Genomic DNA, 18,887 nt, shown 5'->3' with positions numbered 1-18,887 from the left:
CCCGAACACCATCGCCTGAACAAGGAGCCGACATGCCAAGCCAAACCCAGATAAAAAATGCCCTTCAAGCCTACATCGACGCCTTCAACCGCAATGACCTGCAGACCCTCATTGCCCTCTACCATGACGACGCGACGGTAGAAGACCCCTACGGCACACCACCGCGCCAGGGCAAGGCACAGATCGTCGAGTTCTACCGCGGCGCCATGGCCAACGGCGCCACCCTGCAACTCTGCGCGCCGATCCGCGGCTCTCACGGTGACGCTGGCGCGATGGCCTTCGATGCCGTGGTGAAGCTCCCCCAGGGTGAAGCCCGGGTGCGGGTCATTGATGTGATGACCTTCGACGACGCCGGGCTCATCACAACCATGCGGGCCTATTTCGGCCCTGGCGACATTGAGGTCAATGCCTCGACCGACAACCGCGACGGCTAGCCGAAGCGATAGGCCGAGACCGCAATGAGCCCCCCCAGCCGCTCGGTGTAGACCCGCCGCGCGGGCAGGTTGCCGGCCGCGGCGCTGGCCACCAGCAAGGGCAGCAGGTGTTCCTCGCGCGGATGGGCGAAGCGTGCCTGCGGGGCCGCCGCCCATTGGCACAGGCGCTGCCGTTGCATGGGTGGCGCCGACATTAGCGTCTCGAACAACCAGTCATCGAATGCCTGTCCCCGCTCAGCCTGGTCCGCGCCCGATGGGCGCATGTTGTGGAATGACATGCCGCTGCCCACGATCAGCACGCCCTGCTCGCGCAATCCCGCCAACGCCGCCCCGGCCGCCAGGTGCGCGGCAGGGTCCAGATCATCGCGCAGCGACAGTTGCACCATGGGGATATCCGCCTGCGGATAGATCAGCTTGAACGGAATGAAGGCGCCGTGATCCAGCCCGCGCGAGGCATCGAGCGTGGCCGCCAGCCCGGCGGCGCACAAGCGCTCGCACGCTGCCCTGGCCAGCCAGGGCGCGCCGGCCACCGGATACTGCAATTGATAGGTATGCGCGGGGAAACCGCTGTAATCGTAGATCAGCTCCGGGGTTGGGCTGGCGGTCAGCCTGAACGACTCGGCCTCCCAGTGCGCCGAAACGACCAGGATCGCCTTCGGCCGCTCGGGCAGGCTCGCCGCCAGACCCTGGAGCCACGCCCCCATCGCCTGCCACATCTCGCTCGGGCCGTAAGTCCAGCGCATGAAGAAACAGGGACCTGCCCCATGGGGGATGAACAGACTCGGAAGACTCATCGAAGGCACAACCTCATGAGGGTGATGGGACAACGGGCCTTGGGTACCTGGCCCATCGGCGTACCCGCGCTGGGTCGCGCAGCGACCCGATAAAAAGGGACGGCGACGTCGTCCAGCGCGAGCAAGCTCGCTCGCCACGAGTGTGGCTGCGATATCGGGACGCCCTTCAGTGAACAGCATTACGCCAGTGTGCGAGGTTCCCCGCCCCCGCGCCTCCCCCAAATCGATTACCCCTCAACGCTGCAAAATCCCCCGCTAAAAACCCGCAAAGAGTGTGGCGGCTACTGCATGCGGGTGAGGGCGGGCGCCGGCGCATCAGGCATGATTTGAACACGCCCGACAAAGAGGACCGTCCAATGTGCCCCATCATCGAACCCACCGGCGCAGCCCCCCAAGACAACAGGCGCCTGCGCCAGAGACTGGCCGAGCGCCTCTACCTGGCACTGCGCAACGGCGAGACGATCGAGCCGCCGACCACCACCGACGCGCTGGCAATCGACGACGCCTACCACATCTCCCTGGCCATTCTGGAACGGCGCCAAGCGGATGGCGAACAGGTCATCGGCAAAAAAATCGGCGTGACCAGCAAAGCGGTCCAGGAAATGCTCGGTGTCCACCAACCGGATTTCGGCTTCCTCACCGACCGCATGCAATTCGCCAACGACGCCTGCATCAGCCTGAGCCAGGCCAACCTGATCCAGCCCCGCGCCGAAGGTGAGATCGCGTTCATTCTCAACCGCGACCTGATGGGTCCCGGCGTCACCCGGGCGGATGTGCTGCACGCCACCGAGTCGGTCATGGCCTGCTTCGAGATCGTCGATTCGCGCATCCGTGACTGGAAGATCGCGATCCAGGACACGATCGCCGACAACGCCTCCTGCGGGATCTTTGTCCTGGGCAGCCAACGTGTATCGCCTGAGGGCCTGGACCTCGCCAACGTCCGCCTGGACATGAAGCGCAATGGCGAACCGCACTCCAGCGGGCTCGGCTCGGCCGTGCAGGGCCACCCCGCCGAAGCCGTGGCCTGGTTGGCCAATACCTTGGGCGCCTTCGGCATGCCCCTGCGCGCGGGCGAAATCATCCTGTCGGGATCGCTGGTGCCGCTGGTCCCCGTAAACGCTGGCGACCACTTCGAGCTGACCGTGACGGACATCGGGTGCGCCTCCATTCGCTTCACCGACTAACCCTGCCTCAATGCGAGAGAACTGGCCATGACACGCAAAATCAGATGCGCCCTGATCGGGCCCGGCAACATCGGTACCGACCTGCTCTACAAGCTGCAACGCAGTGACGTACTGGAGCCCGTTTGGATGGTCGGGATCGATCCCGAATCCGACGGCTTGAAGCGCGCCCGGGAGCTGGGCCTAAAGGTCACGGACCAGGGCGTGGACGGATTACTGCCCCACATCAAGGCCGACAACATCCAGATCGCCTTCGACGCCACCTCGGCCTACGTGCACGCCGAGAACGCGCGCAAGCTCAATGAATTAGGGGTCTTGATGATCGACCTCACGCCCGCAGCCATCGGCCCCTATTGCGTGCCACCGGTCAATCTGGCCGAGCATTTGGGCTCACGGGTGATGAACGTCAACATGGTGACCTGTGGCGGACAGGCGACGATTCCGATGATCTACGCCGTATCGCGAGTGCAACCCGTGGCGTACGGCGAGATCGTCGCGACCGTGTCCTCGCGCTCGGTCGGCCCAGGCACACGCAAGAACATCGATGAGTTCACCCGCACGACCGCGGACGCGATCGTCAACGTCGGCGGGGCCAAGGCCGGCAAGGCGATCATCGTGATCAACCCTGCCGAACCGCCACTGATCATGCGCGACACCATCCACTGCCTGACCGAGACCGAGCCGGACCGCGACGCCATCACCCGGTCCGTGCACGACATGATCACGCAAGTGCAGAAGTACGTGCCCGGCTACACCCTGAAGAATGGCCCGGTGTTCGACGGCAACCGCGTATCGATCTTCATGGAAGTCGAAGGCCTGGGCGACTACCTGCCCAAATACGCCGGCAACCTGGACATCATGACGGCAGCCGCGGCCCGCACGGCGCACATGTTTGCCGAAGACATGCTCAAGCCTTGACCACTCCTGAAGAGAAAATGCCATGACCGACTTACGCGGCAAGCACATCAAACTGCACGACATGTCATTGCGCGACGGCATGCACCCCAAGCGCCATCAGATCACCCTGAAGGAGATGGTGGACGTCGCCACCGGCCTGGACGCGGCCGGGGTGCAACTGATTGAAGTCACCCACGGCGACGGGTTGGGCGGTGCCTCCGTCAACTACGGCTTTGCCGCCCACAGCGACGAGGAGTACCTGCGGGCCGTCATCACGCAAATGAAACACGCCAAGGTGTCGGCCCTGCTGCTGCCCGGCATCGGGACCGTCGACCATTTGCAGATGGCCCATGATTGTGGCGTACACACCATCCGCGTCGCCACCCATTGCACCGAGGCCGACGTTTCCGAGCAGCACATCCACTACGGCCGCAAGCTGGGCATGGACACGGTCGGCTTCCTGATGATGGCGCACATGCTCGACGCCAATGGGCTGGTGAAACAGGCCAAGTTGATGGAAAGCTACGGCGCCAACTGCCTCTACATCACGGACTCGGCCGGCTACATGCTCCCCGAAGACGTCCGCGTGCGCGTCGACGCGGTCCGCCAGGCGCTGAAGCCGGAAACCGAACTGGGCTTCCACGGCCACCATAACCTCGGCATGGGCATCGCCAACTCGCTGGCCGCCATTGAAGCCGGGGCCAATCGCATCGACGGCTCCGCCGCCGGCCTCGGTGCCGGGGCCGGCAACACGCCGCTGGAAGTCTTCAATGCGGTGTGCGATCGCATGGGAATCATCACCGGTGTGGACGTGTTCAAGCTCGCGGACGTGGCCGAAGAACGGGTATTCCCCATGATGGAGCACATCGTGCGCGTCGACCGAGACTCGCTGATGCTGGGGTACGCCGGCGTGTACTCCTCGTTCCTGTTGTTTGCCAAGCGGGCCGAACAGAAGTACGGCGTGCCTTCCCACAAGATCTTGCTGGAGCTCGGTCGCCGCAAAACCGTCGGCGGCCAGGAGGACATGATCGAGGACCTCGCACTGGACATGGCCAGAGACCTGGGCATCACTTCCTGAGCCAGGTTGAGTCCTGTGCACGCCCACTGCAGGGCGTCCCGACATCGAAAGAACAGCCGTGGCGAGCGAGCTTGCTCGCCACGGGCCAAGCAGTACCCGAGGCACAGACCTCACGCTTCGCCCCACGTTCAAATCGTCCGATCGCTCAACATCGTCCGTTCTGACCATGCCAAAAATCGCGTTCAATCGCACACTTCAAACCACGGAACTCGCTCCCAGCGCCAGAGGACAACGAGCATGCACAACGAGAACGATCGCCTGCACGCAACCCCCCAAACGTCCAGTGATGTCACGCTGGACGCCAAGGCGTTCCGCCATGCCTTGGGCACCTTCACCACCGGCGTGACCATCGTCACCGCCCGTGGACAGGACGGTGCCCCCGTCGGCGTAACGGCCAACAGTTTCAACTCGGTGTCCATGGACCCGCCCCTCGTACTCTGGAGCCTGGCCCGCAAGTCGCAGAGCCTGGCGGCCTTTGAGCAGGCCAGCCATTGGGCCGTGCACATTCTCGCCCATGACCAGGGCGACCTGTCGGGGCGCTTTGCCCGCAGTGTCAGCGGTCCGGAGAAGTTCGAGGGCATCCACTGCGAAGAGGGCCTCGGTTCAACCCCCCTGCTGGTCGGCTGCACGACGCGCCTGCAGTGCCGCACAGCTCACATCTACGATGGCGGCGACCACATCATCCTCGTTGGCGAAGTCCTGACGTTCGACAAATGCGATGCACCGCCACTGGTGTTCCAACGCGGCAATTACGCCATCGCCACCAGCACCGCACAAACCATCATGCCGTCCCCGGGTGAAGACCCGCGCAACGTCAGTGAGATGAGCCCCCTGGGGTACTTGCTCGCCAGCGCGTACCTGCACTTCTCGACCAAGTCCCAAGAACAAGCCAGCCTGCTTGAACTGAATGACGTCGAGTACCTGATCGTCAGTGCCCTCGGCGCACGGGAAGGACGCACCTATCACGAACTCATCACCCTCGCGGCCTACACCGGCCGCCAGGTGGGCCCGGAGTCAATCAACGACCTGGCAGCCAGAGGCCTGATTCGCATCGACGATGACGGTGAGGACGAACACTACATGTCGCAGAACCAGGACCACGCACAAATCTATCTGACTCAAGAGGGCCACGCCTTGGTCTCCAGGATCGTCAGCGAGAGCCAACGGGTGGAAGAGAACATGATGCGGCAACTGGGCATACCCGAGACGATTGCGCTACGCACCCTGCTGAGCCGTTTCGTGCGGATCCACAGCCCGCTGATTCCCTACCGCTGGTTCTAGCGATCCCGGGCACGGCACCGGCGCCCGGGACACCTGCGCTTCAGTGATACCTGAATTGCCCCACCAGCGCCTGCAGATCAACCGCCAGGCGCGCCAACTGGCTACTGGCTTGCGCGGTCTGGCCGGCGGAATCGGTGACACGGTCAGCCACGTCGTTGATGTTGACCACGTTCTGATTGATCTCATCCGACACCGAGCTCTGCTCTTCGGCGGCGCTGGCGATCTGCGCGTTCATGTCGTTGATGCGCGTCACCGAGAGGGTGATCTGTTCCAACGCGCCGCTGGCCAGCTGTGCCTGTTCGACACTGTCGCGGGCTCGCGCCTGGCTTTGCTGCATGACGGCAGCGGCTTCGCGGGCGGCGGATTGCAGCTGTTCAATCACCGCCTGGATCTCGCCGGTGGATTGCTGCGTACGCGAGGCCAAGGTGCGCACTTCGTCAGCCACCACGGCAAACCCTCGTCCTTGCTCGCCGGCACGTGCCGCTTCAATCGCGGCGTTCAGGGCCAGCAGGTTGGTTTGCTCGGCGACCCCACGGATCACTTCCAGCACGCCGCTGATGCTTTTGCTGTCGTCCTGCAGGCGGGCGATCACCTGGACCGCGTGTTCGATATCGATGGCCACCGCATCAATCGCATTCACGGCACGCCCCACCACCTGCTGGCCTTGGACCGCCTGCTGATCGGTGCTGTCTGCCGAGTGCGCGGCCTGGGAAGCGTGACGGGCGACTTCCTGCACGGTGGCGGTCATTTCGTTCATCGCCGTGGCCACTTGTTCGATTTCACTGCGCTGGTTGGCCAGCTCACGCTTGAGCTCATCGGTAATCGCGGACATCTCCTCGGCGGCCGAGGCCACTTGATTGGAGGAACCGGCGACATCGCTGATCAGCACCCGGACCTTCTCGGCAAAGCTATTGAAGGCTTGCGCCAGCTCGCTCACTTCATCACGGCCATGGACCGTCAGGCGGCGGGTCAAGTCACCCTCGCCGGCAGCAATATCACGCATGGCCGCCACTGCCGCACGAATCGGCTGGACGATACTGCGCGCGATCAGCATGGCCAGGAGCAGGCCAATCACCAAGGCAATCACGGCCACGACCACCGCGGTGTTGCGCGCGCTGGTCAAGGCGTTGGCGTAGTAGGTGCGGTCCATGGCAATTTCCAACACCCCCAGTGGCTGGCCGGAGAAGTCACGCACCAGCGCCGCAAAGGCCGCGATGGGAAGGCCGTCGACCTGGGTTTGAATCGCTACCGGCTGACCACCGAAAGCGACTTCGCGCTGGGCGTCGGACAGCAGCCGGGTATCGCCGAAGGTGCTGGCGAACGAGGTGTATCGGCCGGCTGAATCCCTGAGCATCAGGCCAACGTCGACGTTGTAGCGTTGTTTGAAGGACTCAAAGAACGGCTTGCCGAACGACAGACCGAACTCCACCGAACCGACGTGTTGGCCGTTGGCCTGGATCGGCGCGACACCACGAATACCCAAACCCGCCACGCCGGACTCAATGCCCCGCAACGAGGTGTGCTGGCTGTTGACCTGCAACACGGTTTTGCGGATGGCTGACAAATCATCACCGAACTTTTGCGGCTCGTGCACACGCAAAAAGGAGGTCGCCGGCGGTTGATGAAACTGGAACTGGCGCACGTCGTACTGTTGCTTCAGGTTTGCATAGCCGGGCACGAACATCGCGGCAAGGCGCTCGCGATCACCGTTGGCCATGGCCTGTTGAACGTCGGGAATGGCGGCCACCAGCGCGGACATGCGCTCGGACATCACCGCTTCCGAGGCGATGGCGGTGCTGATGTTATCGAACAGACCACGCAATTCGCGTTGCTCCGCCTCGGCGACCACATCGCTGAAGCGGCCTAAAAAAAAGGTCAGCAGGACCGCGACGGTCAGGGCTAATAACAGCACCAGGCTGATGGCGATACGTTGGCCAATTCTCATATTGCTTAGCAAGGTGACGCTCCATCTAATAATAGTTTTTTTCGGTGTTATCGCTGGGCGAAGCGAGTGGGCCTGACACTTGGACGCGGCACACCACAGGGTGTTATCGACACTTCGCTGGCAATCTGAAGTACACCGCGGGTCACGCGGGATCCGCGTAAAAAAAAAGACGTCCAGGGACGTCTTTTTCGCTACCGGAAACCCACCCCTATCCCACGGCCACCCAATGCTCCTGCCCAACATCGCGAAACCGCTGCAACGGTGCTTCAAACCCCTTGGCCTTGATCGGGCTGGGTTGTTCGAACTCTTGCAGCAGCGCCTTGAAGTCGCGCTTTTGATCGACGTCCGGCATCGGCACGGCGCTGAGCAGGCGTTTGGTGTAGGGATGCTGGGGATTGTGCAGCACGTGATCGCGGCGACCGATCTCGACGATCTGCCCGCCATACATCACGGCAACCCGGTGGCAGATGCGCTCGACCACCGCCATGTCGTGGGAGATGAACAGGTAGCTGAGTCGATGCTGTTCGCGCAGGTGCTCCAGCAACTCAAGCACCTGGGCCTGCACCGATACGTCGAGGGCCGAGACCGACTCGTCGGCGATGATGACTTTCGGGTTGAGCGCCAACGCCCGGGCAATGCAGATTCGCTGGCGCTGGCCACCCGAGAACTGATGCGGGTAGCGGTACATCGCATCGACCGGCATGTCGACCTGGCCCAACAGTTCAGCGACACGTTCCTGTCGTTGCGCCAGCGGTAGCTGGTCATGAATCAACAGCGGCTCGCCCACCAGCTCCAGGATGGTCTTGCGCGGGTTCAGGGCCGCGTAAGGGTCCTGGAAGACCATCTGGATATCGCGTCGCACCGCTTGCAGATCGGCGCCCTGCAGGCCGTTCAGCTCTTTGCCGAACAACTGCACACTGCCTTGATACGCCAGCATGTTCATCAGCGCCTTGCCGGTGGTGGACTTGCCGCAGCCACTCTCCCCGACCAGCCCCAGGGTCTCGCCCTGGCGCAGTTCGAAGTTGACCCCCTCCACCGCGTGCACGTGCTTGTCTTCTTCGAACCAGCCCATGCGAATCGGAAAGCGCACCGACAAATCACTCACCCGCAAAATCACCGGCTGCTGGCTGACGTCATCCGGTTGGCCGGCGGTTCCCAGCACCGGCACCGCCGAGAGCAACTTGCGCGTGTAGTCGGCTTGCGGCTGAGTGAACAACTGCCGCACGGGAGCCTGTTCTTCGGTACGGCCGTGGTTCATCACCACCACCTGGTCGGCCATTTCCGCGACCACGCCCATGTCGTGGGTGATCATCAGCAAGCTGGTGCCATACACCTGTTGCAACTCGCGCATCAGCTCCAGGATCTGCGCCTGAATGGTCACGTCCAGCGCCGTGGTCGGCTCATCGGCGATCAGCACTTGCGGGCGACAGAGCATGGCCATCGCGATCATCACGCGCTGGCGCATGCCACCGGACAACTCGTGGGGGTATTGCTGCAAGCGCTTTTCCACCTGCGGCATGCGCACCGACTCCAGCATCTCCCGGGCCCGCAAGCGCAAGGCCTGGCGCCCCAATGGTTCGTGACGGCGCAGGGTTTCTTCCAACTGTTGGCCGACGGTCATCAACGGGTTTAGCGACGTCATCGGCTCCTGGAAAATCATCCCGATCTGCTTGCCGCGCAACCGTTGCAACTCTCGCTCGGGCACCCCGATCAAGTCGCGCCCGGCAAAGCTGATCGCGCCTTCGGCCACCCGCACCGACTTGGGCAACAGCCCCATGATCGCCAGCGACGACAGCGACTTGCCACTGCCGGACTCACCGGCGATGCACAGTGTCTGGCCGGGGTACAGGTCGAAGCTCAGGTTATCGACCACACGCCTCGGCGTGGTCCCCAGGCCGACATCGATGGACAAACGCTGCACCGACAGAATCGGTGGGGAGGTCCCGTTACTCATCACAGCTCCTCACGATTGAAGCGATGCAAATACATCAGGCAAACACCACTTTCGGGAAGTAGAACGACACCACCCAGTTGGGCATATCGACAATTTCGCTGATGCGCAAATCACCGCACACCGAGCACAGCATGTAGGCCTGCTCCGCTGGCATGTGGTGTTCACGGCACAGCCAGTCGATGGTGTTGCTCACGGCCTGCCGCGCCGCCTGCATCAGGTCCGGGCCGATGCCGGTAAAGGCTTCGTAGCCGGCGCTGTCCAGGTGACGGGTCACCGGCCCGGGGGTGCTGAATCGCGGCGTCGCCAGCGGGGTGTTCTTGATCAGGTCCAGCTTCACCACCACGTCCATCGCACTTTCAATCGCGGTGCCGCACACCTCGCCATCGCCTTGCGCCGCGTGGGTGTCGCCAATCGACAACAACGCACCGCTGACTTCCACCGGCAAGTACAAAGTGGTGCCGGCCGCCAGGTCGCGAATGTCCAGGTTGCCGCCGACCCGACGCGGCGGCACCACCGAATGCAGGCCCGCCAGCGCCGGCGCCAGACCGATGGTGCCGGCGAATGGCTTGAGCGGCACCTTGGCAAAATCACTGAAGGCCGCCGGGGTCAGTGCGAGCTTGTCGTAGTGCCACAGCATCAGCGCCGGGTCCTGGAACTGGTCCGCCAGCAGGCCAAAGCCCGGGATGTTGGCGGTCCAGCCAAAGCCGCTGGGCTTGAAGCTGTCGAGGGTGATCTTCAGCACATCACCCGGCTCCGCGCCCTCGACGAAAATCGGTCCGGTGACCGGGTTGATCTTGTCGAACGGCACCTTGCCGACATCCGCCACCTTTGAATCCGGCGTGAAGAAACCGTTGGAGGAATCGAGGCAGCAGAACTCCAGCATGGCGCCCGGCGCCACCCAGGCGGTCGGCTCGATGCTGTTGTCCCAGCCGAAGTGGCTGTTGACGCTGTGAATGGTCTTGACCAGGCAGTTCTGGCACATAAGGGAAAACTCCGCGTAAGGCTACAATGCGGCTCACCAAAGACAGTCTGGTCATCGAAAAAACACCTATGGCGAGCAAGCTAAGGTGTTGTTGCCAGAAACATCGCGCTTAGGCGAACCGCATTGAGCGTAAGGCCACGCCTTTTCGCGTGGCCGCAGGCGAGTCGGCTCGTAGACCGACAGCGCTTTATTTAAGGTAGATGTAGTTGTAATTGACCGGGATGTGCACCGGGTCGACGTACAGCGCGTCGCTGCCGCCCATGCGCGAGGAGCGCACAGTGAAACGTCGCTCGTTGAAGATCGGCACCCATGGCGCATCGGCCATCACGTCGATGAAGATCTTCTGCCACAGTGCGGTACGTTCGGCCTGCTGTTCCGGCTTGGCCATGCTGTCCGCCTTGGCGGCCAACGCATCCAGGGTCTTGTTGCAATACAACGCCCAGTTCCAGCCACCGTCCACCGCGCTGTCACAGCCCAGGATCGGCCCGTAGAAGTTCGACGGATCCGGGAAGTCGGCAATCCAGGCCATCCCGCCAGACCACACCATCGGCGCCTGGTCCTTGGCGCTGCCGGCCGCGATCACGTTGGCCTGCGCCAGGGACTTGATCTTCACCCGCACTCCGACCTTCGCCAGATCTTGCTGGATGGCCTGGGCGATACGCGGCTGCGGGTCGGTGTTCATCACGTACATTTCGGTGTCGAAGCCCTTGTCGAAACCGGCTTCGGCCAGGAGCTTCTTCGCGCCTTCGACATCGTAGGCGTAGCCTTTGTAATCCTTGTCGTAACCCGGCATCGCCGGCGGCAGCGGCTGATTGGCCGGGACCGCGCGGCCATTGATGATGCGCACGATGCGATCCTTGCTGATCGCCATGTTCACCGCCTGGCGCACCTTGAGGTTATCGAACGGCGGCAAGGTGGTCTTCAGGGTCAGGTAGCCGGTTTGCAGTTGATCGCCGGTGACCACCAGGTTCTTGAACTTGGGATCGTTCTTGAACTCCAGGAACTTGGCCGGAGGTACGCCGTCGCCGGCGATGTCGACTTCCCCCTTCTGCAAGCGCAACAGCGCCACCATTGGGTCCTGGCCGACCTCGAACGAGATGCTGTCGAGGTGCGGCAAACCGGCCTTGAAGTAGTTCGGGTTCTTCTTGAACAGAATCTGCTGCCCCAGCTTCCACTCCGCCAGGCTGTAGGCGCCGGTCCCCACCGGGTGCTTGCCGAAGTCGGCGCCCCACTTCTCGACCTCTTCCTTGGGTACGACAAAGGAGAAGTTGATCGCCATGACCTGCAGGAACGTCGCGTTCGCCGCCTTGAGCGTGATCTTGACGGTGTAGTCGTCGAGCACCTCAATGCCCGACAAGTGCTCGGCCTTGTTGCCGGTCATGTCTTCATAACCGACGATCGAGCTGAAGAAGCCGGCGCCAGGGCTCTGGGTTTTCGGGTTGACGGTGCGCTCCAGGGAGTACTTGACGTCACTGGCCTTGAGTTCACGACCGTTCTGGAACTTCACGCCCTTTTTCAGGGTGAAGGTATAGACGGTGCCATCCTCGGAGATGGTGTAGTCCGACGCCAGGTTCTTGGTCAGCTCCGTGGTGCCGGGCTTATAGTCCATCAGCCCGTCGAACAGGCTCTTGATCATCGACCAGTTCTGCCAGTCGTAACCAATCGCCGGGTCGAGCGTGGCCACGTCGTTCTGGTAGGTAATGACCGCAGCGCCACCGTCTTTTGCGTTTGGATCAAGGTCATCGGCCAGCAGATTGCCGGCGAATAAAGCAGCCGCGATGGCCAAGGATAATGCTTTGCGATTCATGCTCCAGCCCCTTACCTACGTTGAGTTTCTTAGTGTTTTTTGATGTCGATGCGCGGGTCGACCCATGGGATCACCAGGTCGGCGACCAGGTTGCCCAGCACGATGGCCACCGCCGACACGGTGGTCACTCCGACGATCACCGGGATGTCGACTTGCTGGATTGCCTGCCACGTCAACTGGCCGATCCCCGGCCAGCCAAAGACCGACTCGACCACCACCAGCCCGCCCATGAAGATGCCGATGTCGATGCCGATCATCGGGATCACCGGCACGATGGCGTTGGGCAGCACATGGCGCAGGACCACGCGCACCCGGCTCAGGCCTTTGGCGCGGGCGGTGCGGATAAAATCCTGGTGCAGCACCTCGATCATCGACGAACGCACCATGCGCGAGTACCAGCCGCTGCCCAGGATCCCCAGGGTCAGGGCCGGCAACAGCAGGTGTTCGAAGCCGCCATAACCGCCCATGGGGAACCAGTCCAACTGCACGGCGAAGAAGTACAGGAACAGCATCGCCGCAATGAACTGCGGGGCTGACACCCCAATGAACGAGAGCGCCATCAGGGCTTTGTCGGCCCAACTGTCACGGCGCAGCGCAGCAATCACCCCCAGGCTGATGCCGATCAACAACTCGAAGCCGATACCCGCCGCCATCAACTCCAGTGACGGGCGCAGGCGCGCGCCGATCAACTCGGTCACCGGGCTGCGCTGGATGTAGGAACGGCCGAGATCGCCCTGCACCAGGTTGCCCAGGTAGTTGGCGTATTGCTGATAGAACGGCAGGTCCAAGCCCAACTGCGTGCGAATCCCGGCCACCACTTCGGGGGTGGCGCTGCGCCCGGCGATCTGGCGCGCGGGGTCAGCCGGCAGCATGAACAGCAGCAAATACGTGATGAAGGTCACGCCGAGCAGGATCAGCAGCGAATAGCCGACACGACGACTGATGAAGGCGAACATTCAGCTTCTCCCTTGCAGGGTTGGATCGAGCTCGTCACGCAGCGCATCGCCGACCAGGTTGAAGGCCAGCGACAGCAGGACAATGGCGATCCCGGGAAAGAACACCAGCCACGGCGCGGAGGTGAAGTAGGTCTGGCTTTCGAAAATGATGTTGCCCCAGCTCGGCGTCGGTGGCTGGACCCCCACCCCGAGATACGACAGGGTCGCTTCAAGCAACACCGTGGTGGAAATGCCCAGCGTGGCCCAGACCAGGATGGTCGGCAGCAAATGCGGCAGCAGGTGCGAGAACAGGATGCGCAGCGAACTGGCGCCCAGGGTGCGCTCCACGGCCACGAAGTCGCGGGCACTCAGGGCAATGGTCTCGGAATAGATCACCCGGGCGATCTGCACCCAGTTGACCATGGCGATCACCAACGCGACGATCCACACGCTGGGCTGGAAAATCGCCGACAGCGCAATCGCCAGCAGCAAGGCCGGGAACGCCATCATCAAGTCGGTGAACCGCATCAGCGTGCTGCCGATCCAGCCGCGCAAGAAGCCCGCCGTCAGCCCCACCAGCGTGCCAATCAGCACCGCCAGGCCATTGGCGAGCAAGCCGATGAACAGCGAAGTGCGCGCGCCATAGATCAAGCGCGAGAGCAAGTCACGGCCGAGCAGATCGGTGCCCAACAGGTACGGCGTATCCGGCGGCAGCGGCGCACCCTCCAGCGACAGGCCTTCGACAAATTGCTCGGCGGGATCGTGCGGGCTCATCCACGGCGCAAACAACGCCAGCAACACCACCACCACGATGTACAACAGCGACAACGCCACAGCCGGACGACTGACCAAGGCACGCAACACCTTCATAGTTGGCCCCGGCTCGGTTGCAGATGATCGGCCGCCATGTCGGCACACAGGTCATCCAGGCTGCGGTTCAGGCGCATGGACAGGCTGCGCAGGCGCTCATACGCCTCATGCTCATCAATCTGCTGCTCGACCATCAACCGCGCCAAGGCCCGGGCCTGCAACGGCCGGGCCAAGAGCCGTTGCTGCAGTGTCTCGAGGGTGCGGGCGTCGGTGTCCAGTCGTTCACGCAAACCGACCGCCATCATCAGCGTGGTATAGACCGAGCCTTGGGTGATGGGCTTGTTTAGCAAAGCCGTCGCCCCCAACTCGATGGCCCGCTGGATATGCGACAGGGTTTCGTGGGAGGTCAGCGCAACGATCGGCACCCCGGCTGCGTTCAGGCGTTGCAGGGTGACGGGGCTGGCGAACGGCTCCAGCTCGACGATGGCGGCAAAGCACCCGTCGAGCGAATCATCCCCGTCCTCAAACAACACCTGCGCGGTGATCCCCAGGCGTTGCAGGCTCTTTTGCAGATTGGCCAGGGTGCGCGGTTCGCAGTCGATCAACAGCAACCGTCCCGTTTCAAAGTCCGGGCGTTTGAACAGGCTCATTTGACGATCCTCAGGCGGGGTGCGGGCGCAACCGCGCGCAGGCGATGGAATTCACTCAGGTCAGTGGCGGTCAGGTAAGGGTCCGCCGGCACGGGCTGTGCCTCACTGTGCAAGACCACGAAGCGCCCCCCGCGCAGTTCGGCAATGTGGCACGGCTGGCTGCTGTGGTTGTTGCGCTCGGCGACGTCCAGGGTGCCGAACACACTGTCCTGCGGGTGATCGTAGACGTAGCGGCAGATCCCCTCGGGATCATCGCTGCCGCACTGCTCCAGTGCGCGGGCAAACAGGTGCAGGGCCACGTACATCCCGGTGTAGAAGTGCGAAATCGGATAGGCCCCATGCAGCATGTGCTGCTGCTGGCTGAACGCCGGGGCAACGGCTTCAAAGAATGGCCCGCACGACAGCACGCGCAGGCTGCGCATGTCGCCGACATCCGCCAGCTCGGCCTCGGTCAGGTTGCAGCTCAACACCGGCAGGCGCCAGCCAACGGCGTGGCACGCGGCGTCCAACTGCTGCAAAAAGGCGTAGGAGGACGTCCCGATCAGATTGTTGAGGACGAACGCCGGCCGCTGCGCCAGCAGTGTCTGGATCAACTCACTGAAGGGCGTCGCGTCCAGGTGGATGTAGCGCTCCAGCAGCACCTCGGCGCCCGCCATTTCGAGCACTTCACGGGCAACGCGATTACTTTCCCAGCCCCAACTGTAGTTCGAACCGAGCAGCACGGCACGCGCGCCAAAGGTGCGCAAGGCGTAGCGCAACAACGGGATCAACGTCTGGTTCGGGCACCCGCCCAGATAAAGCACATGCTCGCTGCTCTCAAACCCTTCGTACGGGCAGGCGTACCACAGCAGGCCGGCGCTCTGTTCCAGGTCCGGGATGATCTCCTTGCGACTGGCCGAGGTGGTCGTGCCGAAGATGTGCCGAATCCCGGCCTGCATTAACTGCACAGCGCCTTCGCTGTACTGGTGCAACACACCTTGCGGATCAAGGTGGGTGGCCTTCAGGACAAAGTCATGATCGGCATTGGCATTAATCTGCGCGAGCGCGTGCGTGGCCCCGGCCAACGCATTGCGGCCAACACTTTTGTAAGTCCCCTCGGTGGAGAGCAACAGCCCAACCTCAATGGTTCGACGCATCTTTTTTTCCCAAAAAAAAACCTGATCGACCAGAGAACTGGTCGATCAGGCTTCATTACCTGGCGCTCAAGGCGTGCGATGTCTGTCGGCAAGACTTAATGGCCAGGGCCAGGCTTGCGCGTAGATTTTCCATGAAAAAAGCGTGCCACTTACTCCAGGTCGCGGCCATCAGGTGCTCCGAGCAGCCCAAAGTGGCCGGTTGCACTGACGTGGCGCACGCACCCGGTCGGTTTCCTCAAAAGGGAGCGCACCGCGTTCGATGAGGGGCATACGGGCTGACAGTCATTTTTTGCGAGAAAATGTAACGTTACTTCCCACCGTCCGCCAGCCCATGCGTGATGTGTCGCCTGCTTCGCGAGCAGGCTCGTACCCTGTCCGCGCCCGGCCTACCTCCTGGGGCTCAACCACATCCCCCGTGGGAGCGAGACCGGCTGGCCGACGAAGACGCCGGCTCAGGCCCCCTTGACGCTGGTTGGATTGGCCTCACCACGCCCCTCCACACTCATCGGCGCCCGGAACCCATTGAGCCGCAGCGCGTTGCCGAGTACGAAGATGCTGGAGAGCGCCATCGCGGCCGCCGCGAAGATCGGCGACAGCAGCGTGCCGTTCAGTGGGTAGAGCGCGCCGGCCGCCACCGGGATCAGCACGGCGTTGTAGGCGAAGGCCCAGAACAGGTTCTGCTTGATGTTGCGGATGGTCGCCTGGCTCAAGGCGATGGCATTCGGCACGCCACGCAGGTCGCCCGACATCAGCACCACGTCCGCCGCCTCGATGGCCACATCGGTGCCCGTGCCGATGGCAAGCCCCACATCCGCCTCGGCCAGCGCCGGGGCGTCGTTGATGCCGTCGCCGACGAAGGCGACCCGCGCACCGTTGGCCCGGAACTGCTTCAGCGCCGCGACCTTGCCGTCGGGCAGCACCTCGGCCGCCACTTCATCGATGCCCAACTGCTTGGCAATCGCGGCGGCCGTTGCCGCATTGTCGCCGGTGATCATCGCCACCTTGAGACCCAGCGCGTGCAGCGCCTTGATCGCTTCAAAGGTGGTTTCCTTGATCGGATCGGCGACCGCGATCACCGCCGCCAAGCGACCGTCGATGGCCGCGTAGAGCGGGCTTTTGCCCTGCTCGCCGAGGCGCTGGGCGGTCGCGACGAAGCTCGAGACATCCAACCCCAGCTTCGTCATGAAGCGGTCCGCGCCGACGGCGACGGTGCGCCCGGCGACCTGAGCCGACACGCCAAAGCCCGGTACCGCGTCGAAGGTCTCGATGGGCGCCAGGGTAATGCCCCGCAACTTGGCAGCGGCCACAATCGCTTCGGCAATCGGGTGCTCGGAGCGGGTCTCCACCGCCGCCACCAGCCCGAGCACTTCGTTGTACTCGAAGCCTTCAGCCGGGACCAAATCGGTCAGCTCAGGGCGGCCCTTGGTCAGCGTGCCGGTCTTGTCCAGCGCAATCACACTCACATCGCGCAACGCCTGTAAGGCTTCGCCCTTGCGAAACAGCACGCCCAGTTCAGCCGCGCGCCCGGTCCCGACCATGATCGAGGTGGGCGTGGCCAGCCCCATCGCGCACGGGCAGGCAATGATCAGCACCGCTACCGCGTTGACCAGCGCAAAGGTCAGCGCCGGGGCCGGCCCGAAGATCAACCAGACCAGGAAGGTCGCTGTGGCCGCCGCCATCACCGCCGGGACGAACCACATGGTCACCTTGTCGACCAGCGCCTGGATCGGCAGCTTGGAACCCTGCGCCTCCTCGACCAGGCGAATGATTTGCGCCAATACCGTGTTCGCGCCGATCTTGGTCACCCGGAAACTGAACGCACCGGTCTTGTTGATCGTGCCGCCGATGACCTCGCTGCCCACCCCTTTGGCCACCGGCACCGGCTCGCCGCTGATCATGCTCTCGTCGACATACGACGCGCCCTCGACCACCTCGCCGTCGACCGCCACCTTCTCGCCGGGACGCACGAACACCAGGTCGCCGGTGGTCACTTGATCCAGGGGGATTTCCAGCGTCTGGCCGTTGCGCTCGACCCGCGCCGTCTTGGCCTGCAGGCCGACGAGCCGCTTGATCGCCTGGGAGGTGCGCCCCTTGGCGCGGGCTTCCAGCGTACGACCGAGCAGGATCAAGGTGACGATCACCGCCGCCGCCTCGAAGTACACGTTGGCCGTGCCCAGCGGCAATACGCCGGGGATAAAGGTCGCCACCAGCGAATAGCCATACGCCGCCGCCGTGCCGACCGAGACCAGCGAGTTCATGTCCGGGGCACCGCGCAGCAACGCCGGCACACCTTTATGGAAGAACCGCAGGCCCGGGCCGAACAACACCAGGGTAGTGAACACGAACTGCACGTACCAGTTAGTCTGCTGCCCCATCACCCCCATCACCCAATGGTGCATGGCGGGGATCAGGTGCGAGCCCATCTCCAGGATGAACACCGGCAAGGTGAAGAGCGCGGCAATCGTCAAGGAACGGCGCAATCCACGGGCCTCGTCCTCGCGGCGTTCGGCGTCCTGATCGCCGGCATCCGTGCTGTCGTCGGACACGCGCCGAGCCTGGTAGCCCGCCAGTTTGACCGCGGCCTCAAGGTCGGCCGTGACCACCACGCCGGCCAGGTGGCGCACCCGCGCCCGCTCGGTCGCCAGGTTGACCGAGGCCTGGAGCACGCCCGGCACCTTGGCCAGCGCCTTCTCGACCCGGCCCACGCAGGAGGCGCAGGTCATGTCTTCAATCGCCAACTCGGTGGTCTCTTCGCGCACGCTGTAGCCGGCCTTCTCAATCGCACGCACCGCCGCCTGCGGGTCGGGCACGCCGGTGAAGGTGAGGTCGGCCCGCTCCGTGGCCAGATTGACCGACGCCTTCTGCACACCGGGCACGGCATTCAGCGCACGCTCGACACGCCCGACGCACGAGGCGCAGGTCATGCCCTCGACCGGCAGGCTCAAGCGAGTGACGGCGGTGGATGAGTGGGTCACTGATTGGACAGAAGACATTGGATCTACC

General features: G+C 63.4%; 15 protein-coding genes and 1 pseudogene. 5 read left to right on the top strand and 11 right to left on the bottom strand.

The features are described 5' to 3' along the window. Window positions 1-32: 32 nt before the first annotated feature. A complete protein-coding gene (locus BMW74_RS20725; RefSeq protein ID WP_093425935.1) occupies window positions 33-434 on the top strand; it encodes a nuclear transport factor 2 family protein in 402 nt (133 codons plus the stop codon). Here the strand turns inward: BMW74_RS20725 and BMW74_RS20720 are convergent. Further along, complete coding sequence (locus BMW74_RS20720) at window positions 431-1,228, bottom strand: DODA-type extradiol aromatic ring-opening family dioxygenase (RefSeq protein ID WP_093425933.1); 798 nt, start codon at window positions 1,226-1,228, stop codon at window positions 431-433. The two genes, BMW74_RS20725 and BMW74_RS20720, sit on opposite strands and share 4 nt — an antisense overlap. A 356-nt stretch (window positions 1,229-1,584) precedes the next feature. Between BMW74_RS20720 and BMW74_RS20715 the strand changes: the two genes are divergently transcribed. The 4 genes from BMW74_RS20715 (at window position 1,585) to BMW74_RS20700 (ending at window position 5,665) form a co-directional block, all read left to right on the top strand. After that, window positions 1,585-2,412 (top strand): fumarylacetoacetate hydrolase family protein, encoded by an 828-nt coding sequence (locus BMW74_RS20715; RefSeq protein ID WP_093425931.1) that lies wholly within the window; start codon window positions 1,585-1,587, stop codon window positions 2,410-2,412. A gap of 27 nt (window positions 2,413-2,439) precedes the next feature. Continuing rightward, window positions 2,440-3,327, top strand: a complete 888-nt coding sequence (locus BMW74_RS20710) for an acetaldehyde dehydrogenase (acetylating) (RefSeq protein ID WP_093425929.1) — start codon at window positions 2,440-2,442, stop codon at window positions 3,325-3,327. A 22-nt stretch (window positions 3,328-3,349) separates the two neighbouring features. Beyond that, on the top strand, window positions 3,350-4,384 hold the full coding sequence (dmpG, locus tag BMW74_RS20705; RefSeq protein ID WP_093425927.1) for a 4-hydroxy-2-oxovalerate aldolase: 1,035 nt from the start codon (window positions 3,350-3,352) through the stop codon (window positions 4,382-4,384). 237 nt (window positions 4,385-4,621) lie between these two features. After that, complete coding sequence (locus BMW74_RS20700) at window positions 4,622-5,665, top strand: flavin reductase family protein (protein ID WP_093425924.1); 1,044 nt, start codon at window positions 4,622-4,624, stop codon at window positions 5,663-5,665. Window positions 5,666-5,705: 40 nt separating this feature from the next. On the opposite strand, the gene BMW74_RS25835 is transcribed toward BMW74_RS20700, so the two are convergent. From BMW74_RS25835 to BMW74_RS20655, 10 genes and pseudogenes are all read right to left on the bottom strand, one after another. Continuing rightward, the gene (locus BMW74_RS25835; RefSeq protein WP_371911821.1) at window positions 5,706-6,497 is read right to left on the bottom strand and encodes a methyl-accepting chemotaxis protein; all 792 of its coding nucleotides are present in this window, start codon (window positions 6,495-6,497) and stop codon (window positions 5,706-5,708) included. A gap of 69 nt (window positions 6,498-6,566) precedes the next feature. After that, a pseudogene (locus BMW74_RS25830) lies at window positions 6,567-7,610 on the bottom strand (cache domain-containing protein); the annotation flags it as partial. Between the two features lie 208 nt (window positions 7,611-7,818). Beyond that, window positions 7,819-9,564, bottom strand: coding sequence for an ABC transporter ATP-binding protein (locus BMW74_RS20690; protein ID WP_093425920.1), 1,746 nt, complete (start codon window positions 9,562-9,564; stop codon window positions 7,819-7,821). A 34-nt stretch (window positions 9,565-9,598) separates the two neighbouring features. Further along, a complete protein-coding gene (locus BMW74_RS20685; RefSeq protein ID WP_093425917.1) occupies window positions 9,599-10,546 on the bottom strand; it encodes an acetamidase/formamidase family protein in 948 nt (315 codons plus the stop codon). Between the two features lie 187 nt (window positions 10,547-10,733). Beyond that, on the bottom strand, window positions 10,734-12,353 hold the full coding sequence (locus BMW74_RS20680) for an ABC transporter substrate-binding protein (RefSeq protein WP_093425915.1): 1,620 nt from the start codon (window positions 12,351-12,353) through the stop codon (window positions 10,734-10,736). 29 nt (window positions 12,354-12,382) lie between these two features. Beyond that, the gene (locus tag BMW74_RS20675) at window positions 12,383-13,309 is read right to left on the bottom strand and encodes an ABC transporter permease (RefSeq protein WP_093425913.1); all 927 of its coding nucleotides are present in this window, start codon (window positions 13,307-13,309) and stop codon (window positions 12,383-12,385) included. Beyond that, complete coding sequence (locus BMW74_RS20670) at window positions 13,310-14,158, bottom strand: ABC transporter permease (RefSeq protein WP_093425911.1); 849 nt, start codon at window positions 14,156-14,158, stop codon at window positions 13,310-13,312. It lies immediately after the preceding gene. Next, a complete protein-coding gene (locus tag BMW74_RS20665) occupies window positions 14,155-14,748 on the bottom strand; it encodes an ANTAR domain-containing response regulator (protein WP_093425909.1) in 594 nt (197 codons plus the stop codon). Before BMW74_RS20665 ends, BMW74_RS20670 begins: the two co-directional genes overlap by 4 nt. After that, the gene (locus BMW74_RS20660) at window positions 14,745-15,884 is read right to left on the bottom strand and encodes a transporter substrate-binding protein (protein WP_093425907.1); all 1,140 of its coding nucleotides are present in this window, start codon (window positions 15,882-15,884) and stop codon (window positions 14,745-14,747) included. The genes BMW74_RS20665 and BMW74_RS20660 overlap by 4 nt, the downstream gene beginning before the upstream one ends. 452 nt (window positions 15,885-16,336) lie before the next feature. Then, a complete protein-coding gene (locus BMW74_RS20655) occupies window positions 16,337-18,877 on the bottom strand; it encodes a heavy metal translocating P-type ATPase (RefSeq protein WP_093425905.1) in 2,541 nt (846 codons plus the stop codon). Between the last annotated feature and the right edge of the window lie 10 nt (window positions 18,878-18,887).

This window comes from Pseudomonas sp. ok272 (assembly GCF_900109995.1).
In the GTDB taxonomy this organism is placed as follows: Bacteria; Pseudomonadota; Gammaproteobacteria; order Pseudomonadales; family Pseudomonadaceae; genus Aquipseudomonas.
The sequence above is the reverse complement of the archived record's forward strand: the minus strand, read 5'-3'. Positions and strand labels throughout refer to the sequence as shown.